Consider the following 26,978-nt stretch of genomic DNA (forward strand, 5'->3'; position numbering starts at 1 on the left):
CGCAGATGGCTTCTTTTGCTTATGTGTAGGTGTGGGTCAGGATACTTCCAAATACAGCTTCGTGCCGTCATTGTACTGAAAGATTGCCACGTCACGAATGATTTCCACGGACTTGATCCGTTTCCACCGCTTATAGAATTCGAAGTCCAGCGCGAGCTCGGCTAGCTTGGCATGCAATAGGTCATAATATTGATTATGTTCAGATGGATAGTATACAGGGACCGATTTATTTTTGAACGTAACGACTTTCATCATCGCACGCACCTCCGCTCTTTTTTATCATCTTATCCCAGAGATTTTAGATGGTTATAAAGGAGGCGTCAGGCCATTGTTTAATTTGCTAACATTTTTTTAATAATTAGAGCTGACCAGTGGAATCAGGCCTGTGCCTGGTTGAGATAAAGCCGCCTCATTGACGGACACTGTACAACCATTGTACAACCATTATATTATACGTGCAAACGGAGCTTTTGGTTTCCCTTCAATCAAAAATGTAAAAAAAATTTACGTCATTGTAATCTTAAAGCAGTACGGGCGACAAGGCTTGTCCACCACGCAGGAAAGGGCCGCCAAGAAGGGGCCCTGCTTGCCATATCAAGTTTACAGATTGCCGGAACGCTTGAGCCGCTTGACGATTTCCAAGTAATCGTCTGCTGTAATACCAGGAGCAAACTCCTCCGGAAGCTCGCGCAGCTCGGGGATAGGGGAACCCTCTGGCGTGCCGACAATGACCTCCAGCTTGCCGCCGGTCTCGGGATGGGTGCCTTTCCAAATCTGGTCGACATCCCGATAATCATCATAGCTGAACGTATACAGCTTGCGTCCGAATCCCATCGCTTCAAATTTGCGTGCACTATCGAACTGCTGGTTGCTCAGATCAGGAATCGGAATCAGCTTGGTCATATCTACCCCGGTGGCAATCTCCAGAGCCTTGGCGTAGGCAAGCACATGGACACCGCCTCGCACCAGCAGGTATCCGATCATCTCGCGGGCGACGGGGTGGTTGGTCATTTCATAGACCCGCATTTTGTGCGTGCGAGCTCCACATTCAAGGAAGAAGTTATGCAGCAGATCGAGCACCAGATTTCCGCTGTTGAAGACGTAATCTCCGCGCCAGGGCTGACCCATAGAGTCGCCTGCAAGGGCAGTCTGGGCAGTTGCGATAAAATGATAGGTATTGCGTTTATTGAGCCCTTCGTGGAGCGGTGTAGAATCGGGCTTGCCAGGACTGGTTGTGCCGGTCAGAATCAGATTAATTGCAGTGGAGACCAGCTCGACGTGGCCCAGCTCTTCGGCCGTGATGCTGGCGACCAGATCGTAGAAGGGCTTGAGCTTGGTCTTGCCGCGGAAGTTGAAGGACTGAAACAAATAATTATTCAATGTCGACATCTCACCGAATTTGCCGCCCAGCAGCTCTTGGACAGCGGCCGCAGCGTTGGCGTCGGCAAACGTAGACGCTGGTAGTTCGATCTGAAGCTTATTGATCCGGGTAAACATTTGTGCTCCACCTCTCTTGGCAATTCACTAGTTCCAAGTGTATGCGCACCCGCTGGCGGGCAGACCATCAGAATAAGCGCCGGCCTCGCAACAATCCGGTCGATGCATGTGGAACGGTGTAGAAGGAATGGTGTACAATAAGAAGGTGCATTTATCGGAAGACAGCAGTTGTTCTGCTTGCCGGAAGGGAGGAGAGTCTTGCAGTTCTACAAGGCCTTTCTAACAAACATTAGCTTGCTTATTACCATCGGATATATTTTTAATCTGGTCTATAAATATATATTTGTCCGCACAGCTAGCACGCTGCAGACGGGCCTGGTTCCCGTGCTGTTCATCTGCTCGGGCTGGCTTGCCATGCTGTTTGGCCTGCAGTTGACGGAGACGATTTTGTTTGATCTGCGTTATGTGCCGATTTTATTTGCAGCCCTTGTGTTCCGCAAGCCAGCAACCTTGATTCTAATTGGTTTGGGAATCGGCGCAGGACGGTTGTTTTTTGGCATCAATGCTGCAGCCTGGGCCGGGTTTGCCAACATGATTATTCTGGGGATCGCCAGTAGTCTGCTGGTGATTTGGTTCCGGGACCGGGATTGGTCCTACCGCTGTAAGGCACTCATTGCTATCCTGACAATTAACACGTTAAATATCATTAACATTGCGCTGCTGGGTATCATCCCGGTTTACGAATTTTTTACGCAAATCGCTATTTATACCTACCCGCTCGGCTTGATCCTTAGCGGCTTGTTCATCTTCATCATTCGTGACTTTCAGAAGGAACGGAAGCGGGTCCAGGACCTTCGCAATATGAATGTCATTCTGCGGAGACAGACGCGGGAGCTGCGTACCGCCAAGCGCGAACTGGAAGAGAAGGCCAGACAACTGATGCAAGCGTCCCGGTACAAGTCCGAGTTTTTGGCCAACATGTCGCATGAGTTAAAAACACCGCTTAACAGCATTATTTTGCTCTCCCAAATGATGAAAGAAAACGAAGAAGAGAAACAGACACATGCACCAGGCGAGGTTAATTATGCCGACATCATCCTGGCTGCTGGCAATGATTTGCTTTATCTGATTAATGATATCCTTGACCTGTCCAAGGTAGAAGCTGGCAAAATGGATATTAACATTGAATATGTTGCGATGGACGAGCTGTTGCAGATGACGGAGCATCAATTCAGGGCGCTGGCCCAGCAAAAAGGTTTGCACTTCGAGGTGATGCTTGGTCAGAATTTGCCAGGCGGGCTGTATATTGATGCACTTCGGGTCAATCAGATTTTGCGTAATCTGTTGGTCAATGCGTTCAAGTTCACGGAGGAGGGGGGCGTTACCCTGCAAGTGTCGGTCGAAGACAGCTCCCAGGAGGAAGGAAAGCCGCTGCGCATGAACAAGCGCCGCTTTCTCTCATGGAACAATGCGGCTTGGTATGGTGGCTTCAACTCCGCAGTCAACCGGGCCATTCGGCGGGGGCAGCGTACGGAATCCGATGTCTTGCAGAGAGTGATGCCCCAACAATGGATTGTGTTCGCGGTTCAGGATACGGGCATTGGCATTGATGAAGAGAAGCAGCAGCAAATATTCGAGGCATTCCAGCAGGCTGACGGAGCGACCACGCGCAAATACGGGGGGACCGGACTGGGTCTGTCGATCAGTCTGCAGCTTGCCCATCTGCTAGGGGGGACGCTAACGCTTCACAGCCGGCGCGGCGAGGGCAGTACATTTACGCTAAGGCTGCCGCTTCGAGAGAATCAATCGTGATCCAAGTTAGGAAGGGGGAATATGAGGTTCGTTACTTATGGGGCTTCCTCACCAGGGGAGGAAATGGTACACTTTTAATGATGGGTTAACTAGGGAAGTTGTAATCTGACACATTAAAGGAGCCTGTGATGGCTAAAATAAAAATCAAGTTTGCTTGTACGGAATGCGGGACCGAGTCTCCGAAGTGGCTCGGCAAGTGTCCAGGGTGCGGGGCTTGGAACACGATGGTAGAGGAGAAGGAAACCACTGTCCGCACCCAGGGAATCGGCTTGTCGAATCTTCATGCGAAAGAAAAAGCGCTTCCGATCATAAGTATTAAAGGGGAAGAGGAACCGCGCATCGCCACCAAGCTGAATGAGTTGAACCGCGTGTTGGGCGGGGGCGTAGTTCCGGGCTCCCTCATTTTGGTTGGCGGCGATCCGGGCATCGGCAAGTCCACGTTGCTGTTACAAACCTCGCATGCCCTCGCCTCCAAGGGATTAACAGTACTATATGTGTCAGGTGAGGAATCGGTCAGACAAACTCGCATGCGCGCTGATCGCTTGGGGGCGTTGACCGAAACACTGTATGTCTTGTGCGAGACCAGTCTCGATCACATCAGCGATGCAATCGAAGCTACCAAGCCCGATTTTCTCGTCATTGACTCCATTCAGACGGTCTATGAACCCAATGTCCAATCCGCGCCGGGCAGTGTGGCTCAAGTTCGGGAGTGCACAGCGCATTTCATGCGGATCGCCAAAGTAAAAGGCATCGCTACCGTTCTTGTTGGTCATGTGACCAAGGAAGGGGCGATCGCGGGGCCGCGTCTGCTGGAGCATATGGTGGATTGTGTGCTTTATTTCGAAGGGGAACGGCATCACACGTATCGTCTGCTGCGTGCGGTCAAGAACCGCTTCGGCTCGACCAACGAGATCGGTATTTTCGAGATGGAGGAAGCTGGCTTGCGGGAAGTGACCAATCCTTCCGAGCTGTTTCTCTCCGAACGGCCGCTGGGTGTCGCGGGCTCCACGGTTGTGGCGAGCATGGAGGGCACGCGGCCGATGCTTATTGAATTGCAGGCGCTTGTGACGGCGACCAATTTCCCGTCCCCTCGCCGTACAACGACCGGGATCGATCATAATCGAATGGCACTCATTATCGCAGTATTGGAAAAACGCATGGGCATGTTTCTGCAGAATCAAGATGCTTACCTCAATGTCGCGGGTGGCGTCAAGCTTGACGAACCAGCCGTTGATTTGGGGGCGGCGATCTCGCTGGCGTCCAGCTTTCGAGATGTCCCGACACGCCCGTACGACGTCGCCTTTGGCGAAATCGGGCTTACGGGAGAGGTCCGTGCGGTGTCACGGGCAGAACAACGGGTTAAGGAAGCTCAAAAGCTCGGCTTCCGGCGTGTGATCATGCCGCAGAAAAGTCTGAAAGGGTGGAAGCCGCCCGAAGGAATTGAAATCATCGGCGTGAATACCGTCTCAGAAGCGCTCTCGGCAGCGCTTGGCTAGAGGAGGCCATATGAAAGAAACCAACCAACAAGACATCACCAATCAACTGCTGCAGCTGGTCGCACCCGGTACAGCATTTCGCGAGGGGGTGGAGAATGTCCTGCGTGCCAAGACGGGTGCGCTCATCGTCGTCGGTTACAGCCCTGAAGTGATGGAGGTGGTGGACGGCGGCTTCTCCATCAACTGTGACTTCTCGCCCAACTACCTGTATGAACTGGCCAAAATGGATGGCGCTATCATCCTGAGTGAAGATCTGCGCCGCATTTTGTTTGCGAACACACAGCTTATTCCGGATAGTTCGATTCCTTCCATCGAGACAGGAATCCGTCACCGGACGGCAGAACGCGTGGCCAAGCAAACGGGCAAACTGGTCGTTTCCATCTCGCAGAGGCGCAATGTCATCACCTTGTACCAGGGTCAGCTCCGTTATTCGCTGAAGGAAATGGGCGTCATTCTCACCAAGGCCAATCAGGCCATTCAGACGCTCGAAAAATATAAAGCGGTACTAAGCCAGGGGCTGACAAATCTGTCGGCTGCCGAGTTTGAGGAACTGGTTACGCTGCAGGAAGTGGCGGCTGTCATCCAACGCGTAGAGATGGTGCTGCGTATCAAAACGGAGATCAAACGATACGTCAATGAACTCGGCACTGAAGGACGACTCATCAGCATGCAGATGGATGAGTTGGTCGGCGGTGTAGAGGAGGATGCGTGGTTCCTGCTCAAAGATTATGCAAGGGACAACGGGGACGAACGGATCCGCGAGATTCGGGCGGGATTGAAGAAGATGAGCTCCGAGGAGCTGCTGGATATTCATCATATCGTCAGGCTGTTAGGCTTCCCTTACACCAATACGATAGCAGATGAAGCGATCCTTCCGCGCGGCTATCGGCTGTTGCACAAAATTCCGCGACTGCCGATCATTATCATCCATAACCTGGTCGAACGCTTCAAGCATTTGCCTGATGTGGTCAATGCAAGCATTGAGCAATTGGATGAGGTAGACGGAATTGGCGAGGTCCGGGCACGTGCCATCAAGGAAGGTTTGAAACGAATTCAAGAGCAGGTATTGATTGACAGACAAATTTAATTCCCATACAATATTAGAATGCTTTCGTGTGCTTGCTGGCAATTCCGAAACTTGGAACCATTATGGTTGCCAGTTCGTAAATAGGAGCAGGTGCGAAGATTTGTAAATGGGCATAGTAAAGATGAGGTGGATAGAGATGATCACGAAATCGATACCGAATCTTTTTACCATAGGCAATTTGTTTCTGGGCGTTGTAGCGATTATTCTCGTGTTCAATGAACGGCCGGAATATGCGGCCATGATGGTCATTATCGCCATGCTCCTGGATGGCGTGGATGGCAAGGTCGCCCGGGCGCTTAATGTGCAGAGTGAATTCGGCAAGGAGTTGGACTCCTTGTCGGATGTCATTTCCTTCGGCGTGGCGCCGGCTTTCATTATGTACGTTGTGGCTTTTCAGGAGCTCAATCCGGCGGCGGCTTGGATCATTACAGCCCTGTTCCCGATCTGCGGAGCGCTGCGGCTGGCCCGGTTTAATGTTGTGCCTGGGACACCAGGCTATTTTATCGGCTTGCCGATTCCTGCCGCAGGCGGTGTGTTGTGTACATTGGCTTTGTTTTATCAGGATATTCCGGTCGCGGTTCTGCTGCTCAGTATGATTGTGCTTTCTTACTTGATGGTTAGCAAGGTGAAATACCCGAACTTCAAAAAGGTCGGTATTCCGAAAGGGTCCATCTGGGTTATTCCACTTGTGGTATTAATCGCAGTGGTCCTCGGTATCATCTTTCCGGATCAACTAGCAAAAATCATTTTTGTGCCACTGGTGTTGTATGCACTGTATGGCCTAAAAAAAAACGTTGACCGCCGGCTTTCCGGAAAATCCCGCAAGCGTCGGGGCCAAGTCATGGAAGCGAAGGAAGAGTCGGCGAACTCGGAGAATAGCGCGTAATACAGGATAGAGATGAGACATTGCAAGGCTGGCACTTACCTCATGTGTGATGGGGTAAGTGCTTTTTTTGATTATAATCGTTTTTCTCACGTTACCTTAGTTGTTAACAAGGTGTGCACAGGGTGTTGGTAACTGCACAAACCCTGTGGACAAACCTGTGATTTTTGGGGATAAAGCTGTGGATACGTAAAAATAGAGCTAGTTTATAACAATTTCAACATAAAAATGTGCATAACCTCGATGAATGAAGGACGTTAAATTATCCACACTGGATAACTTTGGTGCAAAACCTTTGCCGATCCGCTGAGAGGCGCACTTGCGAAGGCCATTACAACGCACCTGCATCTCTTGCCGAGTAGAACGAAGGATAAATCGGTCGATAGTTCAAATCGTCTCTTATTCGCGTTGTATCGACGACCATGTCCCACGGATCATAATCCTTTTGCAATGCTTCTGACGGTATCTCGCTGTGATTAAGTTGAAAAAGCTCAGCAATTGAGATCGGCGCATCGTCGCCAACATTATAGATTCGGCCATCATAACCCGGTATCATGGCTGCAAGCATCAGGGCTTGGCTTACGTCCGCATGGTGTACCATATGGATTCTCTTGGCTGGATTCCAACTACGGAAGTACGGCAGACTTTCAGTGATGTGGGGATCGTGCTCCCCATAAACAAAGGGCAGCCGAACGATGCGCACACCCAATCCCTGCTCGCGATGGAGCTGCAGCAGCGCATCTTCGGCTTCAACTTTACTTTGCGGATAAGGATGCACGGGTCTAAGCTCATCGTCTTCGCGGCATGGTCTCCAGCGATTAATCGAACCATAGACGTTATTGGTACTCGTAAAAACAAACCTTGGCACACCTGCCTTCAACGCCGCTTGAGCCAAGGCTATACTGCCATCGAAGTTTGCTGTTCTAGTCGTATTCTCGTCTACCCCGCGGAACTGTGCAGCCAAATGAATTACAACATCCGTACCCTGGAGATCGTCAGCATAGCTTTCCGGCTGCAAAAGATCGCCTTCCAACAGCTCGGCCCCTTGCTGATAAAGCCAATCCGCTTTTGCGGCGTTCCTTACTAACAATTTAACTTGGTGTCCGCGCTGCAGTATACGGGGGACAACACGGCTTCCTACTTTACCTGTTGATCCTGTCACGAAAATGTTCATTTTTAGAATCCTCCTCAGCTCTTGAATGTCTTAGGCTTAGCTTAGTAGAAGGCTCGACTAGTTGCCTTCCTGTGTTTATCGTATGATTGGGAGTGTCAGGATAAGGAGGAGTATGATGAAGGAGGATCCATCCAAAAGGTTACTAGGTGATTTTTTGCGTTCTCGTCGCGAACGCCTTTCTCCAGAAGATGTAGGGATAGCATCTTATGGACGACGACGGGCGCCTGGGCTTCGAAGGGAAGAAGTAGCCCAGCTTGCCCATATTGGAACTTCATGGTATACCTCATTGGAACAAGGTCGAAGTGTCAATCCATCAGAGGATGTACTCAATAACATTGCACACGCGTTACAATTGACGGAGGATGAACGTGAACACCTCCATCTTCTTGCAAAACCGGCGCAGCAGGAACGGGCAGTTGATGAGCAAATGCATAGGGGTTTGGAACGGACAATAAGTGCTCTTGAGCCTAATCCAGCTTTTATTCTCACTAGATATTGGGATCTGTTGATATGGAATAAAGCGGCTGCATTCGTTTTCCAATTACCGCTATTTTCGAATCATATGCAGCAGAGAACCAATTGGTTGAAGCATCTTTTGACGGGCGGCTTGCTGGGGGCAGACAAATACAGAGCGCAAGTTGTGATCGCACAGTTTCGTGCAGATTATGCGCATTTACGCGATGATCCAAGGTTTAATGAGCTCATTGAGGAATTAATGAAGACCAGTCAACTGTTTTGTGAGTTATGGCCGTTACATGACGTTCAGGCCGTTACGGATCGCTACAAACGAAGTTACGATCCTCTTATCGGAGAGATGGAGTTTGAACATCTGGTCCTCCAACCGTCAAAAAATCCTGACTTGAAGATTATGATTTATACAGCTTCAACAGATACGGCGGCGCGTTTGCACAGTTTAATAAACACGCTGTCAGATTGATAAGTCATATAAAAAAGCCGTCCCGGGGGACGGCTAGTCTTGCCTGTATAGAGAGCTGCGCTTGGCTTGGTGAGAATCAGGTCAGGTTGAACAGGCCAAGGGTGGAACATTTCTGCGATTCGGCATCAACGACTTCCTCCAGCTTAATGTTCAGTAGGTTGCAAAGCGCGGACATATAAAACAAGTTCTTGCCGAGCTCAGACTTCAGGACGTCCTTGCAATGCTCGCACAGGTCCCCTTCCATATGGCTGGCTAACTGGGTACGCGCTTCTTCCCAGGCGACGCCTTCGGGATAATCCTGTTTGCGGGCGTTGAGCTCCACGCAGCCACACTCAGTGACAGCCTTGGTGACGGCACGGTTGACGGATGCGCCGGCTTGCCCATACTTCGATAAAACGTCAAGCAAACTCCGGTGACGAAGCAGCAATTCGGACACCTGCTGCTGAAATTGCTCCAGTGTTGGGGCGCTCATCAGTTCCACCTCATTCCATGATTTGCTTTCCACCTCCCATTATAGTCGATTTGACCCCCACTTTACAAAAGTCTTTTTGGAATGGAAACGGTTAGCACCTGCTTCTACCAACTTCCGGACCGGGCCCCGTTTAAGGGTTCGAAAACTGGCACATAATGGGTAGTGGAGGTGTGGAAAATGATGATGAAACGTATGATTCAATTGCTTGGTCTTATCTTAGGAGGCATGCTGGGGACGGAAGTGAACCGCCAGATCGGCGGCGCAATGCTGCGCTCGCAGGGACTGATTGCGATGTCGGATTTCTCCGGTATGCATTACATGAGTATGGCGCTTGGTGCGCTCGGCGGGTGGATCCTCGCGACACTGCTGGCAGCTCCGCTTATACGGTTGATGCGGCAGGGGGCTGATCAAGCCGCACAGCTGCCAACCGGCGATCTGGTATCCGGCGGAGTCGGACTGGTAGCGGGCTTGGCCGTGGCGGCTCTGGTCTTCCCTGCGATGTCTCAGCTCTCCGGAGCTTGGTTGCTCTTGCCTGCTGCACTGACGTTGTTCCTGGGCTATATGGGTCTGCGGATTGGTTGGATGAAGCGCGAAGCGATTGCGGATGCGTATCATGTCTTTCTCGAATCGCGCGCGCCGAAGGAGGCACCACCCGAGACGCCTCGCTTCGAAGAACATAAGATTCTGGATACGAGTGTTATCATCGACGGCAGAATTGCGGATATTTGCAAAACAGGCTTCATTGAGGGCACGCTGGTCATTCCGGAATTCGTGCTGGAGGAGCTGCAGCATATCGCTGATTCCTCTGATCTGCTCAAGCGCAATCGCGGTCGGCGGGGGCTGGACATTCTGAACAAAATTCAGAAAGAGCTTGATGTCCATGTCTTGATCTACGAAGGGGACTTCGAAGAAATTGGCGAGGTGGACAGCAAGCTGGTGAAGCTGGCCAAGGTACTCGGCGGCAAGGTAGTCACCAATGATTTTAATCTCAATAAAGTATGCGAGCTGCAAGGGGTATCCGTTCTCAACATTAATGATCTGGCCAACTCGGTGAAGCCGGTCGTGCTGCCCGGCGAGGAGATCGTGGTTCAAGTGATCAAGGATGGCAAAGAGCATGGACAAGGTGTCGCGTATTTGGATGATGGAACCATGATCGTGGTTGAAGGCGGACGCGATTATATCGGGATGACAATGGAAGTGCTAGTGACCAGCGTGCTGCAGACCTCTGCCGGACGAATGATTTTTGCCAAGCCCAAGCTGCTCGAGCGCGCCCAATAAAACATCCGGCAGGCTGATCTGGGGCGAGCTGACCGCCTAGATTGCGGATTGCAAAGGATAAGGGTATGATGAAGGTATTCTATCCTAATCAGCAAGGCAGGTCAGGCTAACCAATGCAGAATCAATCATGGGCGGCAGTTGTTGTCGCCGCAGGCCGCGGAACCCGCATGGGGACGGCCGAAAGCAAGCAGTATCTCTCGCTTGGCGGCAAGCCGATTCTGGCTCGCTCGCTGGCGCTGTTCCAAGCGATGTCCGAAGTATCTGAGATTGTACTGGTTGTGGGCTCGCAAGATGTTGAGCGCTGCCAGGCTTGGACACAGCTCTACGGGTTGGGCAAGCTGACCAGCGTGGTCGCTGGCGGCGCAGACCGTCAGGAATCCGTGTATCTCGGCTTGCAAGCCGTTACCGCTTCATGGGTTCTCGTACATGATGGCGTACGTCCGCTGGTGAGCCAGGAGGCCGTCCGGCGCTGCTGCTCGCTTGCTGAGCGCGAAGGTGCAGCTGTACTGGCTGTTCCTGTGAAAGATACAATTAAACAGGTGGACGGAGACGGCCTGATTGTGGCCACTCCGGATCGGCGAAGCTTGTGGGCGATCCAGACCCCGCAGGCTTTTCGCTATGACCTGTTGCTCTCTGCCCATCAGGAAGCCATGCGGTCCGGGTTTTCTGGAACAGACGATGCGATGATGGTGGAGCATGCGGGCAGGCCGGTCAAGGTCGCCGAAGGGGAATATACCAATCTTAAAATTACCACACCGGAGGATTTGCCTTATGCGGAGTTCTTGCTCACGCAAGGCATCGACAATCCGGACGGGGGAGGAGCTTAACAGATGATAAGGGTTGGACAAGGTTTTGATGTGCATCAGCTGGTCGAGGGACGTCCCTGCATTATCGGCGGGGTCAATATCCCCTATGAGCGGGGCCTGCTGGGCCACTCCGATGCAGACGTTCTGCTGCATGCAATAAGCGATGCCATACTGGGTGCCCTCGGATTGGGCGATATCGGCAAGCATTTTCCCGATACAGACGAAGCCTTTAAGGACGCTGACAGCTTGAAGCTGCTCGAGGACGTCTGGGCCATGGTAGTGGATCGGGGCTACGAGCTGGGCAATCTAGATGCAACCATTATCGCACAGAAGCCGAAGATGGCGCCTTATATCCCGCAGATGGTAGAAGTGATCGCCGGGGCGCTGGGAGCTGAATTATCCCAGGTGAACGTTAAGGCGACGACGACCGAGCAGCTGGGATTCACCGGCCGGGGCGAGGGGATCGCCGCCCAGTCGGTTGTCTGTCTAATTAGAAAGGAAGGAATCTCACTATGACACATGAAGTGCGCGTGCGCTATGCGCCGTCACCGACCGGGCATTTGCATATCGGCAACGCCAGGACGGCCTTATTCAATTATTTGTTTGCGCGCAGCCAAGGCGGCAAATTCATCATCCGCATCGAAGATACGGATCTGAAACGTAACGTTGCAGGCGGCGAGGAAAATCAGCTGAATTATCTGAAGTGGCTCGGCATCGACTGGGATGAGAGTATCGATATCGGCGGGGGGTACGGTCCTTACCGGCAAACGGAGCGTGTGGATCTCTACCGTCAGCATTACGAGGAGCTGCTCGAGAAAGGACTCGCCTACCGTTGCTACTGTACGGAGGAAGAATTGGAGCGGGAACGCGAGGAGCAGACGGCGCGCGGCGAAACCCCGCGTTATTCCGGCAAGCATCGCGATCTGACGCCTGAGCAGCAGCAGGCCTTTGAAGCGGAGGGTCGGGTGCCGAGCATCCGGTTCCGTGTACCGGAAGGCCGCACCTATACGTTTAACGATATGGTCAAAGGCGAAATCAGCTTTGAATCAGAGGGAACAGGCGACTTCGTTATTGTGAAGAAGGATGGCATACCGACGTACAATTTTGCCGTCGCGATTGACGATCACCTCATGAAGATTAGCCACGTGCTGCGGGGAGAGGATCATATCTCCAACACGCCGCGGCAGTTGATGGTCTATGAGGCGTTTGGCTGGGAGCCACCAATCTTCGCTCATATGACGCTGATTGTTAATGACCAGCGCAAGAAGCTGAGCAAGCGGGACGAGTCGATTGTGCAGTTTATTGAGCAATACGATCAGCTTGGCTATCTCCCGGAAGCCTTGTTTAACTTCATCGCGCTGCTCGGCTGGTCGCCGGAGGGTGAGCAGGAGATCTTCACTCGCGGTGAGCTGGTGGACATTTTCAATGCTGCCCGTCTGAGCAAAAGTACTGCTGTGTTCGATACACAAAAGCTCAGCTGGATGAATAATGAGTATATTAAGAAAGCTGATCCGGCCCGAATCGCTGAGCTGGCCTTGCCGTACCTGCAGCGTGCCGGCAGGCTGCCAGACGTGCTGGATCCCGAGCAGCGGAGCTGGGTGGATGAACTGGTACTGCTGTATCAGGAGAAGCTGACTTGTGTGTCGGAGATCGTGCCGCAGACGGCACTGTTCTTCCAATCCGAGGTGGAGGATGAGGCCGAGGCAGCGGCCGTATTGGCTGAAGAGCAAGTGCCAGCTGTACTGGCGGCCTTCGCTGCACAATTGTCTGCAGCAGAAGAACCCTTGACTGTGGACGCGATCAAGGCCATGATCAAGGCGGTGCAGAAGGAAACAGGCGCCAAAGGGAAGCAGCTGTTCATGCCGATTCGCGCCGCAGTAACCGGGCAGACGCACGGGCCTGATCTGAATCTCACCCTCAAGCTGCTAGGCAGTGAGAAGGTGCAGGCAAGACTCGCGGACAGACTGGGTTAGAACGGGACGATCTTGTCATCCCAGAGGGATAAGAGTATACTAGGGGTACGATTTCAATGCCGATTAACAAGCATTTAACTGGGTTGAACGTATACGCCAGTAATCAATATACACAGCTATGAACAGGAGAAGTAAGCCGGAACTGGGATCTCAGAGAGGACGACCGGCGCCATGCGGCAGATTGCCGCGGCGCCGGCTGTGAGTCGTCCATCCCCGCCGGCCGAACATGCGCCTGGGAGCCGCGCACCGAGCCTCACGTCCGAGCGACGCGAGGGGTAGGCTGTGCCGCAGGCCTGCGTTACAGGCTTAGAGGAGAAGACCGGCATGCCGTTTTGGCGTGCTGCAGATGTCTTCCAAGCAGAGTGGGACCGCGTCGAGACGTCTCTGCAGCGCAGGCTGCAGGGGACGTCTTTTTTTGAAGGATAATCAGACGCAACGATACGATGGGGGACGGCTGAACATGCGAGAGATGAAGAAGCGGGTTAATCGTGAGCTGCGGGGAGGTGGATGGAATGGGCCATATCAAATCAGACATTAAGGCGGTCATGGAGAACGATCCGGCTGCCCGCAATAAGTGGGAGGTTGTCTTTACGTATTCCGGCCTTCATGCCATTTGGGCCCACCGGATCGCTCATATTTGCCATCGCCGCGGCATGCCGACGCTGGCCCGCTGGATCTCTCAGGTGAGCCGATTCTTCACTGGGATCGAGATTCATCCTGGTGCCAGGATCGGGCGCGGCCTCTTCATCGACCATGGCATGGGCGTCGTCATCGGAGAGACGTGCGAGATCGGAGAGAATGTGGTCATCTACCAAGGGGTGACCCTGGGCGGTACCGGCAAGGAACGCGGCAAGCGGCATCCAACGATCGGCAATAACGTCGTCATTGCTTCAGGAGCCAAGGTATTGGGATCCTTTACGGTGGGGGACAATGCTAATATTGGAGCCAACTCGGTCGTTCTCCGGGAAGTGCCACCCAACAGCACAGTGGTTGGGATCCCGGGACGGATCGTCAAGCGTAATGGCGTGCGGGTACGAGACCGGCTGGATCATGCCCAGCTGCCCGATCCGGTGGTCGAGATGTTCCGTCAGATGCAGGCGGAGATTCAGGAGTTGCGGACTGAGCTGAATCGGGTAAGACAGGAACGAGGGGCGAGGCAGGAGCGCCCTGACGATCCGGAGGACCCGGAAGCAGGAGCGGGAACGGATAGACAAGCGATAGGTAGTGGGGGGAATACAAGAACATGACGGTATCAATCTATAACACGCTGACCCGGCAGCGGGAAGCTTTTGTCCCGCAAGAGCCGGGAAAGGTCAAGATGTATGTGTGCGGTCCGACGGTCTATGATTACATTCATATCGGAAACGCGCGACCAGTCATTTTCTTCGATGTGGTACGGCGTTATTTGGAGTCGGTCGGTCACGAAGTGAACTATATTGTGAACTTTACCGACGTCGACGACAAGCTGATTCGCAAGGCGGAGCAGCTCGGTACGACTGTCCCGGAGGTGGCGGACACCTTCATCGACGCTTTTAACCGGGACATTGAGGGGCTCGGCGTACGCAAGGCAACGCTGAATCCACGGGTGACCGACCATATCGGAGAAATCATTGCTTTTATCGAGGGGCTAGTCGACAAGGGCTACGCCTATGCGAGCAGCGGTGACGTCTACTTCCGCACCGCGAAGTTTTCGGAATATGGCAAGCTGTCGCATCAGAACCTGGATGAACTGCAGATGGGTATCCGCATCGGCATTGATGAGCGCAAGGACGATGCCCAAGACTTTGTCCTGTGGAAGGGCGCCAAGCCTGGCGAGATCTTCTGGGAGAGTCCGTGGGGAGATGGACGGCCAGGCTGGCATATCGAGTGCTCGGCGATGGCCCGCAAGTACCTGGGCGACACACTGGACATTCACGGTGGCGGGCATGATTTGCAGTTCCCACATCATGAGTGCGAGGTCGCACAGTCCGAATCCCTGACGGGGCATCCGCTGGCTCGTTACTGGATGCATAATGGGTACATTCATATCAACAACGAGAAGATGTCCAAATCGCTCGGCAATGGTATTACGGTACGGGCGCTGCTGGAGCGGGTCAAGCCAGAGGCGCTCCGTTATTTCATGCTGGCCACGCACTACCGCAGCCCGCTCAACTTCAGTGATGAGACGATCCAGCAGGCAGAGAACAGCGTAGAGCGGATTCGCAATAGCCGAGACAACCTGGAGCATCGGCTGAAGGCGCTGCAGGTTGAGCCGGGACAGCCGCTGCCTGCAGGTCCGAAACCGGAGCTCGGAGAGCGGATTCAAGCGATTCGGGATACCTTCCACCAGAAGATGAACGATGACTTTAATACGCCGGATGCCATAACCGCCTGGTTTGAGCTGGTCAGCGAAGCCAACCAGTATCTGCAACGCGAGGTCGTGTCGGCGCAGGACTTGGAAGAACTGCTGGCACTCACTGCGGGGATGGACCGGGTACTGGGTCTGCTGCCTGCAGAGCAGCCGGACAACGGTCTGGCGGCATCAGAGGTGGAGCGCATGATCGAGGAGCGGATTGCCGCCCGCAAGGCCAAGAACTGGGCGCGAGCCGATGAACTGCGCGATCAGCTCGCAGCCGAGGGAATTATCCTTGAGGATACGCCGCAGGGCATCCGCTGGCGGCGCAAATGACGGGGCCGCACACAGAAGAGGCTGCAGATATGGGGCTGTGGTTCCATGTCCCGGCCAAACCGCCGCAACAGTTAAACCCTGTCGTCCTGGCCTATATCGGGGATGCTGTATTTGAGCTGCTGGTGAGGCAGTATCTGTTGTCACGTGCGAACCATAAGCTGCATCATTTGCATTCCCAGGCTGTCACATACGTCTCGGCGAAAGCGCAGAGCGCGCTGCTGCGCCGGATGCAGCCGCTCTTGACGGAGGAAGAGGCAGATGTTGTCCGGCGGGGACGGAATGCGAAGTCAGGCGCTCCCCCCAAAAATGCAGATGTTCAGGAATACCGGCTTGCCACATCGCTGGAATGCCTGGTCGGATACTTGTATTGCTTGAAGCGGACAGACCGTCTGCATCAGTTGCTGCAGCTGGCTTGGCCGGATGAGGCGGGCCCGCCGCAAGAGGATCACCATGAGGAGGATACACGGGATGGACAATGACAAGCAGGAAGAGTGGATTGCCGGGAAGCATCCGGTACTCGAAGCCTTGCGCTCGGGACGCGAAATCAACAAGCTGTTGATCGCGGAGAGCGCCCAGAAAAATCTGACTCAGCCCATCATTGCGGAAGCAAAGAAGCATGGTGTTATTATCCAGCATGTCGACAAACGGAAGCTGGATCAATTGGTTCCCGGCGTACAGCATCAAGGGGTTGTGGCACAGGCGGCGGCTTACCGGTACGCAGAGATTGAGGAAATGCTGGAGAAAGCCCAGTCCAAAGGGGAGGACCCGTTCCTGCTGCTGCTCGACGAAATTGAAGATCCGCACAACCTAGGTTCAATCCTGCGGACTGCTGAATGCACCGGCGCACATGGGGTTATCATCCCTAAACGCCGTTCGGCCTCGCTGAACGCGACAGTATACAAGACGTCAGCGGGTGCGGTTGAGCATGTGCCTGTGGCACGTGTCACCAATCTGGCGCAGACAATTGAGACGTTGAAAAAACAGGGGATCTGGATTGCTGGTACCGATGTGGCTGCCGAGCAGGATGTGTATCAGTCCAATCTAAAAATGCCGCTGGCTGTCGTCATCGGCAATGAGGGCAAAGGTGTCGGAAGGCTCATTCGGGAGAAATGCGATTTCCTGATCAAGCTGCCAATGCGCGGCCAGCTCAACTCGCTAAATGCTTCGGTGGCAGCGGGAGTGCTGATGTACGAAGTCGTTCGTCAGCGCGGCGCAGAGGCCGCGCCCCGAGAGTAGCATGCGGCGGCAGGATGTACTGTTGGTCGACGGCTACAATATGATTGGCGCCTGGCCTGAGCTGGACCGGCTGAAGGAAGAAGGGCTCGAGGAAGCTAGAGATCGACTGTTGACGATGCTGGCGGATTACCAGGGCTTCACCGGCATGCAGGTCATTGTCATCTTCGATGCGCATCGGGTGCCTGGTCATGGAGCGACCTACAAACAGTACAAGCTGACGGTGATCTACACGCGGGAGAAGGAAACCGCAGACGAGGTTGTCGAACGGTTGGTGGGCGAGCTGAAGCAGCGGGGCCGCGAAATTTATGTTGCTACTTCGGACATGGCAGAGCAGCACATGGCTTTCGGCAAGGGAGCGCTGCGTCTGTCCGCGCGCGAGTTGCTTATCGAGCTGGGCCAGAGCCGCAAAGAGCTGGAGCAGACGCTGAAATCGGGCGAGACCGCTTCGGCCAAGCGTAATCCTCTGGATGATGTGCTTAGTTTGGACGTTCGAACGCGTCTGGAGCGACTGCGCCGGGGCGATAAATCGTAATTGACGAAGAGAGCAGCTGTTCTGTTGACGCCTCAAGGTTACATAATGTATACTGATCCTATGTTTTATGGATAAGATCGGTAGTTTTAGAGGCTGTTCAATCAAGCAGAACTGATAGTTTTGAATACAATTCAAGCAGTGCACGCCGTGCAGGCCGGGGGGATAGTTCGTGAGCATCGACCTCAAAGAATTGAGTATGCACGAATATGACTGCAATACGGACGAGGACAACGTGGATGCCGTGCGCGAAGGCGACAGCGAAGCCTTGGAATACTTGATCAACAAGTATAAGAACTTCGTCCGCGCCAAGGCCCGTTCTTACTTCTTGATCGGCGCCGATCGCGAGGATATTGTACAGGAGGGCATGATTGGCCTGTACAAGGCGATTCGCGATTTCAAGGGGGACAAGCTAGCCTCCTTCAAGGCGTTTGCTGAGCTCTGTATCACTAGGCAGATCATCACCGCCATCAAGACGGCAACACGCCAGAAGCATATTCCTCTCAACTCCTACGTTTCTCTGGACAAGCCTATCTATGACGAAGACTCCGACCGCACACTGCTCGATGTAATCTGTGGCTCCCGTGTCTCTGACCCGGAAGAACTGATTATTAACCAGGAGGAGTTTGTCGGACTCGAGGATAAGATGGCTGAGATTCTCAGTGATTTGGAGCGCAAGGTGCTTATGCTCTATCTCGATGGGAGATCCTATCAAGAGATTGCTGTAGACCTGGACCGCCACGTCAAATCGATTGATAATGCATTGCAGCGCGTCAAGCGCAAGCTCGAGCGCTATCTCGAAGTTCGCGATGTACCGGGCTGAAGAAACGGGCAGATCGTATAATAGCAGGACACATAAGGCTCGCGGGCGAGTCTTTTTTTAATTCTATGGGATTATAGCTCCATCGAGCTGGCAATACTGGGAACACAGACGACCAGTCTGCTATTTTGGTGCCTACACCTCGGAGATTCATAGGGTCCGCCCCGTTATACCGAAATAATCCAATCGGGGGGCTTGACATTTAAAGAAGTTTATTGTTGACATGAAATTAGCCATGTGATAAAGTATTTCAGGTAGGCCTAAATGCGCGTATTGTAACAAATGGCTCGATGAATCTAACCGATTCATGTTTTTGTTTCAAGGTTTTTTATAAGGTCAGACCGGGAGGTGTACTGCAATGCGTGTTATTATCACGTTGGCTTGTACGAACTGCAAACAAAGAAACTACACGACCAACAAGAACAAACGTAATCACCCCGACCGTATCGAGATGAAGAAGTTTTGTAAGTTTTGCAACGAGCATACTCCTCATCGCGAAACTAGATAGCAACTGGAGGTGTGGACGTGTCTTTTCTAGGTAGATTGAAGCAGGGCTTCGGATCAACATTTGCCTTCTTTGCCGATAGCTGGGCGGAGCTTAAGAAAGTCCGCTGGCCAAACCGTAAAGAGTTGACGAGCTACACAATCGTTGTTATGGTGACGATTATAGCTGTGACGATTTACTTTTGGCTTCTTGACATCGGGATCTCCGAACTGGTCGAACTGATTGTTTAAGAAGGATCCAAAGGTGGTTTGTTATGGAAAAGAGATGGTACGTCGTTCATACTTACTCCGGCTATGAGAACAAGGTGAAGGCGAATCTCGAAAAACGTGTGGAATCGATGGGCATGGAGGATAAGATCTTCCGTGTGCTTGTGCCGATGGAAGAAGAAGTGGTAAACAAAGACGGCAAGAAAAAAACCGTCATGCGTAAAGTTTACCCCGGCTACGTGCTCGTCGAGATGGTCCAGACAGATGATTCGTGGTACGTTGTTCGTAATACCCCCGGTGTAACGGGTTTTGTTGGTTCTACCGGCTCGGGTTCGAAGCCTACGGCTTTGCTGCCTGACGAAGTGGAACAGATCCTGAAGCACATGGGCATGGAGGAACCGAAGCCGAAGATTGAGTTCGATCTCAAGGAGACGGTTCGAGTCAAAGTGGGTCCTTTCGCTAATTTTGTCGGCACGGTCGAAGAGATCCTGCTCGACAAGAGCAAGCTGAAAGTCCACGTCAACATGTTTGGCAGGGAAACCCCGCTTGAGCTGGATTACACTCAGGTGGAGAAGATATAAGTATCTGGTTTCTGAAGTCGCTTGTTCTCTTGGACAGGCGATGGTGGGAGGGAATGAATTATTCCCGTTCGACCACAACTTAGGGCAGGGAGGTGTACTATCATGGCAAAGAAAGTCATCAAGATGGTCAAACTGCAAGTTCCTGCGGGTAAAGCGAATCCGGCGCCGCCGATCGGTCCTGCACTCGGACAAGCGGGTGTGAACATTATGGCATTCTGTAAAGAGTTCAACGCTCGTACGGCTGACCAAGCGGGATTGATTATTCCGGTTGTAATCTCCGTATTCGAGGACCGCTCCTTTACATTCGAGACTAAGACGCCGCCTGCGGCTGTACTGCTCCGCGTAGCAGCTGGGATCGAGAAAGGTTCGGGTGAACCGAACAAGAAGAAAGTTGCAACGGTAAAACGCGACAAAGTTCGTGAAATCGCCGAGCAAAAAATGCCGGATCTGAACGCTGGTTCGGTCGAAGCAGCAATGCTGATGGTCGAAGGCACAGCGCGCAGCATGGGCATCAACATCGTTGACTAATCATCGATGGACAGCGTAGTCCACACGGGACTGCGTTCGTGGGAGGATCATCCGTTAGGAGGATATTCCGCTACCACCACACAAGGAGGAGAAAAACATGGCAAAACACGGTAAGAAGTACCTGGAAGCTGCGAAGCAATTCGACAGTGAAGCCAGCTATGAGCCTTTGGAAGCCATTGAATTGGTGAAGAAGGCCGCATCCGCGAAATTCGACGAGTCCGTTGAAGTAGCGGTCCGCCTGGGTGTTGACCCGCGGAAACAAGATCAGGCTGTGCGTGGCGTCGTTGTACTCCCGCATGGTACAGGTAAGACAAAACGCGTCCTCGTATTCGCCAAAGGCGACAAAGCGAAGGAAGCAGAAGCCGCTGGTGCTGATTTTGTCGGTGATTCCGACATGATCAACAAAGTTCAGCAAGGCTGGTTCGAATTCGACGTTTGCGTAGCAACGCCGGATATGATGGCGGAAGTCGGTAAGCTTGGTCGTATTCTCGGCGGTAAAGGCCTTATGCCTAACCCGAAAGCCGGTACGGTAACGTTTGACGTTTCCAAAGCGGTTCAAGAGATTAAGGCTGGTAAAATCGAATACCGTCTGGATAAAGCAGGTCAAATCCATGCGCCAATCGGTAAGGTTTCTTTCGATGCTGACAAACTGAACGAAAACCTTCGTTCGCTTGTTGAAGCATTGGTACGTGCCAAGCCTGCAGCGGCAAAAGGTGTTTACCTGAAGAACATTGCGGTTTCCTCGACTATGGGCCCAAGCGCTCGCGTGAATGCAACAGTATTCCGTTAAGAGGGACGTAATTCAGAATTGAATATGCATACCGTAGACAGTAGGTGCCCCCGGGCTTAATTTCCTACCGAGGTGTTATGATAGAGTTATTGATTTCATGTGCGTGTCATGCGTACGGGGATGATGAACCATCATGGCCTTCACTAGCGGTATTGTAGTGAAGGTCTTTCTCGTGTTGTAGAACGGAGAGGGACGCCAGGAATAACGGAATGCAGATTATTTATAGGAGGTGTAAAGTTTGGCAAACGCAAAGATCATTGAATCGAAACAACAAGCAGTTGACGAAATCGCTGGCAAGCTGCGCGAGAGCTCCTGCACAGTCATCGCTGATTACCGCGGTCTGAATGTAGCCCAGGTAACTGAGCTGCGTAGAGAGCTGCGTGAGGCAGGGATTGAGTTCCAAGTTCTTAAGAACTCGCTCGTTCGCCGTGCTACGGCTAATGCTGAGCTGAACGGACTGGAAGAAGTTCTGACTGGACCGACAGCGATCGCATTCAGCAAAGAAGATGCGGTTGCACCAGCAAGAATCTTGAACACATTTGCTAAGAAGAATGATGCTCTTAAGCTGAAAGGCGGCATTGTTGAAGGCCAAGTCTTCAACGTGGAAGAGATCAAAGCACTGGCAGAACTGCCTTCCCGCGAAGGTTTGCTGTCCATGCTCCTCAGCGTGCTTCAAGCCCCTGTGCGCAACTTCGCGCTTGCGGTTAAAGCAGTTGGAGAGAAACAAGAGCAAGAACAACAAGGCGCATAAGCCTTTTACCCAAAATAACATATTATGGAGGTTCATCTCATGAGTAAAGAGCAAATCCTAGAAGCAATTAAAGGTATGAACGTGCTTGAACTGAACGACCTGGTTAAAGCAATCGAAGAAGAATTCGGCGTTACTGCAGCGGCTCCTGTAGCTGCAGCAGCTGGTGGCGGCGGCGAAGCTGCTGCTGAGCAAAGCGAGTTCGACGTAATCCTGAACAACGCTGGCGCTTCCAAAATCAACGTTATCAAAGCTGTTCGCGAAATCACTGGTCTGGGCTTGAAAGAAGCAAAAGAACTGGTTGATGGCGCACCAAAGCCAATCAAAGAAAAAGTATCCAAAGAAGAGGCAGACAGCGTGAAAGAGAAGCTGGAAGCCGCTGGCGCAGCTGTAGAAGTAAAATAATTTAACGTATGGGGCATAACCCCTTGAAGCTAACGCTTCAAGGGGTTTGCTGTACGCGGGAGTAGAAAGCGAGGAACAGAATGTCGGACCACTACTACACACGTACGCCTGGCGGTGCACATGATCGCCGTCTTCATGAATCCGAGCTAAGAGGCACGCGTTTCCGTTTTATGACGGATAGTGGCGTATTTTCCAAGACGGGTGTCGATTTCGGCAGTCGTTTGCTTATTGAGACAATGGACTTTGCGGCGGATGCTCGGGTGTTGGATGTCGGGTGTGGCTACGGGCCCATTGGCTTGAGTGCGGCGAAGCTGGCTCCCGCTGGGAAAGTGACGATGATCGACATCAATGCGCGCGCCATCGAGCTGGCAAGAGAGAACGCTCAGCTGAATGGGGTTGCCAACGCACGGATTCTGCAAAGTGATCTGTATGAGGCGGTACGGGACGAACGTTTTGACGTGCTCTTGACGAACCCGCCCATTCGCGCAGGCAAAGAAACGGTGCATCGGATTTATGAAGAAGGCGCAGCATTACTAACGTCCGGCGGGGCAATGTGGGTGGTCATTCAGAAGAAGCAGGGGGCACCCTCGACACTGGCCAAGCTAGAGACGCTCTTCGATAACGTGCAAGAAATCACGAAGGATAAAGGCTATCGCATCTTCAAGGCCACGAAATAGCAATTAAGTTTTCGCTTGACTCCAATTTGCTGATGTGGTATTATTATAAAATGTCAGCATTAATATGGGCTCAATGTCTTTAGTAGACTAAAATGTCAAGAAGAAATTTTAAGGCAAGCATGCATAAAAGCTTCTCGCTTGACGTATAATGTTTAGATTTTGGGCAAAATTAGTGGATATGTAGGTTTGGCAGCATGCGCCACGGCACTTGGGACAACGCTCTTTTTTCGAAACTTTATTCGATAAGGGCTTTTCTTTATTGGGAGAATACTTAGTGGGCCGGGCGTTTGACTATAGCAATGTCTTGTTCCGCAAGCGTTGAAGCAGACATGAGGGGTGAGGTTAAGTTGGCAGGACAACTTGTTCAGTATGGCCGACGCACGCGTAGAAGTTACGCTCGCATCCGCGAGGTGCTCGATGTTCCTAACCTGATCGAAATCCAACAAAAGTCGTACGACAAATTCCTGGAGAAGGATTTGCTTGAATTGTTCCAGGATATTTCGCCGATTTCGGATTTCACGGGTAATTTGTCGCTCGAATTTATTGATTACAGCCTGGGCGAACCGAAGTATTCGGTAGACGAATCCAAGGAGCGTGATGTGACGTATGCAGCTCCGCTGCGGGTAAAGGTGCGTCTCATCAACAAAGAAACCGGCGAAGTTAAGGAACAAGAAGTGTTTATGGGCGACTTCCCGCTAATGACAGAAACCGGTACGTTCATCATCAATGGTGCCGAACGGGTTATTGTCAGCCAATTGGTACGCTCACCCAGTGTGTACTTCAGCACCAAAGTGGACAAAAACGGGAAGAAGACGTACACAGCGACAGTTATTCCGAACCGCGGTGCCTGGCTTGAGCTGGAAACCGACGCCAAGGATATCGTCTATGTACGGATTGATCGCACACGTAAGATTCCAGTAACTGTTCTGCTCCGTTCACTGGGCTTTGGCACGGATGCAGAGATTCTTGATTTGCTGGGACACGATGAATATATCCGCAACACACTCGACAAGGACAACACCGATTCCACGGAAAAAGCCTTGATCGAGATTTACGAGCGTTTGCGTCCGGGTGAGCCGCCGACGTTGGACAATGCGAAGAGCTTGCTCGTCGCTCGCTTCTTTGACCCGAAACGTTATGATCTGGCCAATGTTGGCCGTTACAAGATCAACAAGAAGCTTCACATCAAGAACCGTCTGTTCAATCAGCGTCTTGCAGAGACGTTGATCGATCCAAGCACAGGTGAAATTCTGGCTGAAACGGGTCAGATGATTGACCGCAGGTTGCTTGACGAGATTCTCCCGCTGCTGGAGAAGAACGTGGCATTCAAGACGTATCATGTCGCCAACGGCGTGATGGATGCAAGTAGTATTCCACTGCAGACCATCAGTGTATTCTCGCCAGATGAGGACGGCAAGATAATTAAGATTATTTCGAACGGGATTATCGACAAGGCCGTGAAGAATATCACGCCGGCTGATATTATCTCATCGATTAACTACTTCTTAAACCTGTTGCATGGTGTTGGAAGCACGGATGATATTGACCATCTGGGTAACCGTCGTCTGCGTTCGGTCGGCGAGCTGCTCCAGAATCAATTCCGTATTGGTCTTTCCCGTATGGAACGCGTCGTGCGCGAGCGGATGTCCATCCAGGACGCCAATGCTATTACGCCGCAAGCTCTGATTAATATACGTCCGGTTATCGCGTCGATCAAAGAGTTCTTCGGCAGCTCCCAGTTGTCGCAGTTCATGGATCAGACGAATCCGTTGGCCGAACTGACGCATAAACGCCGTTTGTCTGCACTCGGACCGGGCGGTTTGACGCGTGAGCGTGCGGGCTTTGAAGTGCGCGACGTTCATAACTCTCACTATGGCCGGATGTGTCCGATCGAGACACCAGAGGGACCGAACATCGGTTTGATCAACTCCCTGTCCAGCTTCGCCCGCATCAATGAGTATGGCTTCATTGAAGCTCCGTACCGTTGGGTTGATCCGAAGACGGGTATCGTTACTGAGCAGATTGCTTATCTGACGGCTGACGAAGAGGACAACTATGTCATCGCTCAGGCGAATGCACAGTTGACCGACGAAGGTAAGTTTGCCGATGACAGTGTCATCGTCCGTTATAACAAGCAGGCGGACAACATTCTGACCATGCCGAGTGACCGTGTTGACTACATGGACGTCTCGCCGAAGCAGGTTGTCTCGGTAGCGACGGCGCTCATCCCGTTCCTCGAGAACGATGACTCCAACCGCGCACTCATGGGATCCAACATGCAGCGGCAGGCCGTTCCACTCTTGATTCCAAAAGCGCCGTTGGTTGGTACGGGGATGGAGCACAAGTCTGCAAAAGACTCAGGCGTGTGTATCGTAACCAAGTACGACGGGATCATCGAGCGCGTATCGGCTAATGAAATCTGGCTGCGTCGCGTCGAAGAAATCGACGGCAAGCAGGTGACGGGCGACCTGATCAAGCATAAGCTTCATAAGTTTATGCGTTCTAACCAAGGAACGTGCATCAACCAGCGTCCTATCATCCGTAAGGGTGAGTTTGTACGCAAAGGCACGATTCTTGCGGACGGTCCATCCACCGAGTCCGGCGAATTGGCTCTTGGCCGTAACGTCGTCGTTGCCTTCATGACTTGGGAAGGTTACAACTACGAGGATGCGATCCTGCTGAGCGAAAAGCTGGTCAAAGAGGATGTCTACACTTCGATTCATATCGAGGAGTACGAGTCTGAGGCTCGTGATACGAAGCTTGGACCGGAAGAAATTACGCGCGACATTCCAAATGTCGGTGAAGAAGCGCTGAAAAACCTCGATGAGCGCGGTATTATCCGTGTCGGAGCCGAGATTGGCGCTGGAGATATTCTCGTCGGCAAAGTTACCCCTAAGGGCGTAACAGAACTGACAGCTGAGGAGCGCTTGCTCCACGCAATCTTCGGTGAGAAGGCCCGCGAAGTGCGTGACACGTCGCTGCGTGTACCTCACGGTACGGACGGTATCGTCGTCGACGTCAAGGTCTTCACACGGGAGAACGGCGATGAGCTGCCTCCAGGCGTGAACCAACTGGTTCGTGCATACATCGCTCAGAAACGCAAAATCTCTGAGGGTGACAAAATGGCTGGACGCCATGGTAACAAGGGTGTTATCGCACGAATCCTGCCAGAAGAAGATATGCCGTTCATGCCGGACGGTACACCGGTTGAGGTTGTACTGAATCCGCTCGGCGTTCCTTCCCGGATGAATATCGGTCAGGTACTGGAAGTCCATCTTGGCATGGCTTGTAAGCACTTGGGTATTCACGCGGCTACGCCGGTATTCGACGGCGCGCGTGAGTATGACGTATTCGATGCCATGGAAGAAGCCGGCATGCAGCGCAACGGTAAGACCAAGCTGTTCGACGGTCGTACAGGCGAGACGTTCGAACGTGAGGTTACGGTTGGCGTCATGTACATGATCAAACTGGCTCACATGGTCGACGATAAGATCCATGCCCGTTCGACGGGTCCATACTCACTCGTTACGCAGCAGCCGCTCGGTGGTAAGGCGCAGTTCGGCGGACAGCGCTTCGGTGAGATGGAGGTTTGGGCACTCGAGGCCTATGGCGCGGCTTATACGCTGCAAGAGATTCTGACAGTCAAGTCGGATGACGTGGTCGGCCGCGTGAAGACGTACGAATCAATTGTCAAAGGTGAGAATGTGCCGGAACCGGGTGTACCGGAGTCGTTCAAAGTTCTCATCAAGGAGCTCCAGAGCCTTGGCATGGATGTCAAGATTCTCAGTGAGGATGAAGAAGAAATTGAAATGCGTGAAATTGACGACGAGGATGAGGGCCAAGGCGACAAGCTTAATCTCAATCTCGAAGGTGCGGAAGTCGGCGTCGAATAGTCGGATTCAACCTATCTGCCATTTCACTGCAACACGT

Annotated in this window: 28 protein-coding genes and 1 other annotated feature; of the genes, 24 read left to right on the forward strand and 4 right to left on the reverse strand. The window is 52.5% G+C overall.

The window, feature by feature from the left end; all coding sequences use genetic code 11:
- Window positions 1–36: 36 nt before the first annotated feature.
- Both F556_RS0126835 and F556_RS0126840 read right to left on the reverse strand, forming a co-directional pair.
- Entirely contained in the window at window positions 37–255 is a 219-nt protein-coding gene (locus F556_RS0126835) for a hypothetical protein (RefSeq protein ID WP_020620103.1), read from the reverse strand.
- A 345-nt stretch (window positions 256–600) separates the two neighbouring features.
- On the reverse strand, window positions 601–1,497 hold the full coding sequence (locus tag F556_RS0126840) for a manganese catalase family protein (protein WP_020620104.1): 897 nt from the start codon (window positions 1,495–1,497) through the stop codon (window positions 601–603).
- 198 nt (window positions 1,498–1,695) lie between these two features.
- Here F556_RS0126840 and F556_RS0126845 point away from each other — a divergent pair, with 198 nt between their 5' ends.
- The 4 genes from F556_RS0126845 (at window position 1,696) to pssA (ending at window position 6,718) form a co-directional block, all read left to right on the forward strand.
- Window positions 1,696–3,249 (forward strand): ATP-binding protein, encoded by a 1,554-nt coding sequence (locus F556_RS0126845; protein ID WP_020620105.1) that lies wholly within the window; start codon window positions 1,696–1,698, stop codon window positions 3,247–3,249.
- A 128-nt stretch (window positions 3,250–3,377) separates the two neighbouring features.
- Window positions 3,378–4,745, forward strand: a complete 1,368-nt coding sequence (gene radA / locus F556_RS0126850; RefSeq protein ID WP_026297518.1) for a DNA repair protein RadA — start codon at window positions 3,378–3,380, stop codon at window positions 4,743–4,745.
- A gap of 10 nt (window positions 4,746–4,755) precedes the next feature.
- On the forward strand, window positions 4,756–5,832 hold the full coding sequence (disA, locus tag F556_RS0126855) for a DNA integrity scanning diadenylate cyclase DisA (RefSeq protein WP_020620107.1): 1,077 nt from the start codon (window positions 4,756–4,758) through the stop codon (window positions 5,830–5,832).
- Window positions 5,833–5,968: 136 nt separating this feature from the next.
- Window positions 5,969–6,718: a CDP-diacylglycerol--serine O-phosphatidyltransferase gene (gene pssA / locus F556_RS0126860; RefSeq protein WP_020620108.1), complete on the forward strand. Its 750-nt coding sequence runs from the start codon at window positions 5,969–5,971 to the stop codon at window positions 6,716–6,718.
- A 328-nt stretch (window positions 6,719–7,046) separates the two neighbouring features.
- Here the strand turns inward: pssA and F556_RS0126865 are convergent, their stop codons facing one another.
- On the reverse strand, window positions 7,047–7,889 hold the full coding sequence (locus tag F556_RS0126865) for an NAD-dependent epimerase/dehydratase family protein (protein ID WP_020620109.1): 843 nt from the start codon (window positions 7,887–7,889) through the stop codon (window positions 7,047–7,049).
- A gap of 115 nt (window positions 7,890–8,004) precedes the next feature.
- Here F556_RS0126865 and F556_RS0126870 point away from each other — a divergent pair, with 115 nt between their 5' ends.
- Window positions 8,005–8,826: a helix-turn-helix transcriptional regulator gene (locus F556_RS0126870; protein ID WP_020620110.1), complete on the forward strand. Its 822-nt coding sequence runs from the start codon at window positions 8,005–8,007 to the stop codon at window positions 8,824–8,826.
- Between the two features lie 76 nt (window positions 8,827–8,902).
- Here the strand turns inward: F556_RS0126870 and F556_RS0126875 are convergent, their stop codons facing one another.
- Window positions 8,903–9,298: a nucleoside triphosphate pyrophosphohydrolase family protein gene (locus tag F556_RS0126875; protein WP_020620111.1), complete on the reverse strand. Its 396-nt coding sequence runs from the start codon at window positions 9,296–9,298 to the stop codon at window positions 8,903–8,905.
- A 180-nt stretch (window positions 9,299–9,478) separates the two neighbouring features.
- Between F556_RS0126875 and F556_RS0126880 the strand changes: the two genes are divergently transcribed.
- The 19 genes from F556_RS0126880 to rpoB all read left to right on the forward strand — a co-directional run bounded on the left by F556_RS0126880 (window position 9,479) and on the right by rpoB (window position 26,941).
- A complete protein-coding gene (locus F556_RS0126880; RefSeq protein ID WP_026297519.1) occupies window positions 9,479–10,576 on the forward strand; it encodes a PIN/TRAM domain-containing protein in 1,098 nt (365 codons plus the stop codon).
- A 113-nt stretch (window positions 10,577–10,689) separates the two neighbouring features.
- Entirely contained in the window at window positions 10,690–11,403 is a 714-nt protein-coding gene (ispD, locus tag F556_RS0126885) for a 2-C-methyl-D-erythritol 4-phosphate cytidylyltransferase (protein ID WP_020620113.1), read from the forward strand.
- Between the two features lie 3 nt (window positions 11,404–11,406).
- Complete coding sequence (gene ispF / locus F556_RS0126890; protein WP_020620114.1) at window positions 11,407–11,898, forward strand: 2-C-methyl-D-erythritol 2,4-cyclodiphosphate synthase; 492 nt, start codon at window positions 11,407–11,409, stop codon at window positions 11,896–11,898.
- A complete protein-coding gene (gene gltX / locus F556_RS0126895; protein WP_020620115.1) occupies window positions 11,895–13,355 on the forward strand; it encodes a glutamate--tRNA ligase in 1,461 nt (486 codons plus the stop codon). Before ispF ends, gltX begins: the two co-directional genes overlap by 4 nt.
- Window positions 13,356–13,867: 512 nt before the next feature.
- Window positions 13,868–14,602, forward strand: coding sequence for a serine O-acetyltransferase (cysE, locus tag F556_RS0126905; protein WP_020620117.1), 735 nt, complete (start codon window positions 13,868–13,870; stop codon window positions 14,600–14,602).
- Window positions 14,599–16,023 carry a cysteine--tRNA ligase gene (cysS, locus tag F556_RS0126910; protein WP_020620118.1) on the forward strand — a complete coding sequence of 475 codons (1,425 nt, stop codon included), beginning with the start codon at window positions 14,599–14,601 and terminating at the stop codon, window positions 16,021–16,023. The genes cysE and cysS overlap by 4 nt, the downstream gene beginning before the upstream one ends.
- Window positions 16,020–16,502, forward strand: a complete 483-nt coding sequence (locus F556_RS35365) for a Mini-ribonuclease 3 (RefSeq protein ID WP_040718418.1) — start codon at window positions 16,020–16,022, stop codon at window positions 16,500–16,502. Before cysS ends, F556_RS35365 begins: the two co-directional genes overlap by 4 nt.
- Complete coding sequence (gene rlmB / locus F556_RS0126920; RefSeq protein ID WP_020620120.1) at window positions 16,492–17,259, forward strand: 23S rRNA (guanosine(2251)-2'-O)-methyltransferase RlmB; 768 nt, start codon at window positions 16,492–16,494, stop codon at window positions 17,257–17,259. Before F556_RS35365 ends, rlmB begins: the two co-directional genes overlap by 11 nt.
- Before the next feature lies 1 nt (window position 17,260).
- Window positions 17,261–17,791, forward strand: a complete 531-nt coding sequence (locus tag F556_RS0126925) for an NYN domain-containing protein (protein WP_020620121.1) — start codon at window positions 17,261–17,263, stop codon at window positions 17,789–17,791.
- A 169-nt stretch (window positions 17,792–17,960) separates the two neighbouring features.
- Window positions 17,961–18,611, forward strand: a complete 651-nt coding sequence (gene sigH / locus F556_RS0126930; RefSeq protein WP_020620122.1) for an RNA polymerase sporulation sigma factor SigH — start codon at window positions 17,961–17,963, stop codon at window positions 18,609–18,611.
- Between the two features lie 355 nt (window positions 18,612–18,966).
- Window positions 18,967–19,116: a 50S ribosomal protein L33 gene (gene rpmG, locus F556_RS37360; protein WP_081666981.1), complete on the forward strand. Its 150-nt coding sequence runs from the start codon at window positions 18,967–18,969 to the stop codon at window positions 19,114–19,116.
- Window positions 19,117–19,133: 17 nt separating this feature from the next.
- Window positions 19,134–19,343 carry a preprotein translocase subunit SecE gene (secE, locus tag F556_RS0126935; RefSeq protein WP_020620123.1) on the forward strand — a complete coding sequence of 70 codons (210 nt, stop codon included), beginning with the start codon at window positions 19,134–19,136 and terminating at the stop codon, window positions 19,341–19,343.
- Window positions 19,344–19,366: 23 nt separating this feature from the next.
- A complete protein-coding gene (nusG, locus tag F556_RS0126940) occupies window positions 19,367–19,900 on the forward strand; it encodes a transcription termination/antitermination protein NusG (RefSeq protein ID WP_020620124.1) in 534 nt (177 codons plus the stop codon).
- Between the two features lie 102 nt (window positions 19,901–20,002).
- Window positions 20,003–20,428, forward strand: a complete 426-nt coding sequence (rplK, locus tag F556_RS0126945) for a 50S ribosomal protein L11 (protein ID WP_020620125.1) — start codon at window positions 20,003–20,005, stop codon at window positions 20,426–20,428.
- 97 nt (window positions 20,429–20,525) lie between these two features.
- Window positions 20,526–21,218 carry a 50S ribosomal protein L1 gene (gene rplA, locus F556_RS0126950; RefSeq protein ID WP_020620126.1) on the forward strand — a complete coding sequence of 231 codons (693 nt, stop codon included), beginning with the start codon at window positions 20,526–20,528 and terminating at the stop codon, window positions 21,216–21,218.
- A 13-nt stretch (window positions 21,219–21,231) separates the two neighbouring features.
- Window positions 21,232–21,399 (forward strand) — a sequence feature (ribosomal protein L10 leader region).
- 57 nt (window positions 21,400–21,456) lie between these two features.
- On the forward strand, window positions 21,457–21,969 hold the full coding sequence (rplJ, locus tag F556_RS0126955) for a 50S ribosomal protein L10 (RefSeq protein WP_020620127.1): 513 nt from the start codon (window positions 21,457–21,459) through the stop codon (window positions 21,967–21,969).
- 39 nt (window positions 21,970–22,008) lie between these two features.
- The gene (gene rplL, locus F556_RS0126960; RefSeq protein WP_020620128.1) at window positions 22,009–22,371 is read left to right on the forward strand and encodes a 50S ribosomal protein L7/L12; all 363 of its coding nucleotides are present in this window, start codon (window positions 22,009–22,011) and stop codon (window positions 22,369–22,371) included.
- Window positions 22,372–22,451: 80 nt separating this feature from the next.
- Window positions 22,452–23,048 (forward strand): class I SAM-dependent methyltransferase, encoded by a 597-nt coding sequence (locus tag F556_RS0126965; RefSeq protein WP_020620129.1) that lies wholly within the window; start codon window positions 22,452–22,454, stop codon window positions 23,046–23,048.
- A gap of 329 nt (window positions 23,049–23,377) precedes the next feature.
- Window positions 23,378–26,941, forward strand: a complete 3,564-nt coding sequence (gene rpoB / locus F556_RS0126970; protein WP_211222644.1) for a DNA-directed RNA polymerase subunit beta — start codon at window positions 23,378–23,380, stop codon at window positions 26,939–26,941.
- The last annotated feature ends 37 nt before the right edge of the window (window positions 26,942–26,978 follow it).

It is taken from the genome of Paenibacillus daejeonensis DSM 15491, from assembly GCF_000378385.1.
Lineage (GTDB): Bacteria > Bacillota > Bacilli > Paenibacillales > Paenibacillaceae > Paenibacillus_D > Paenibacillus_D daejeonensis.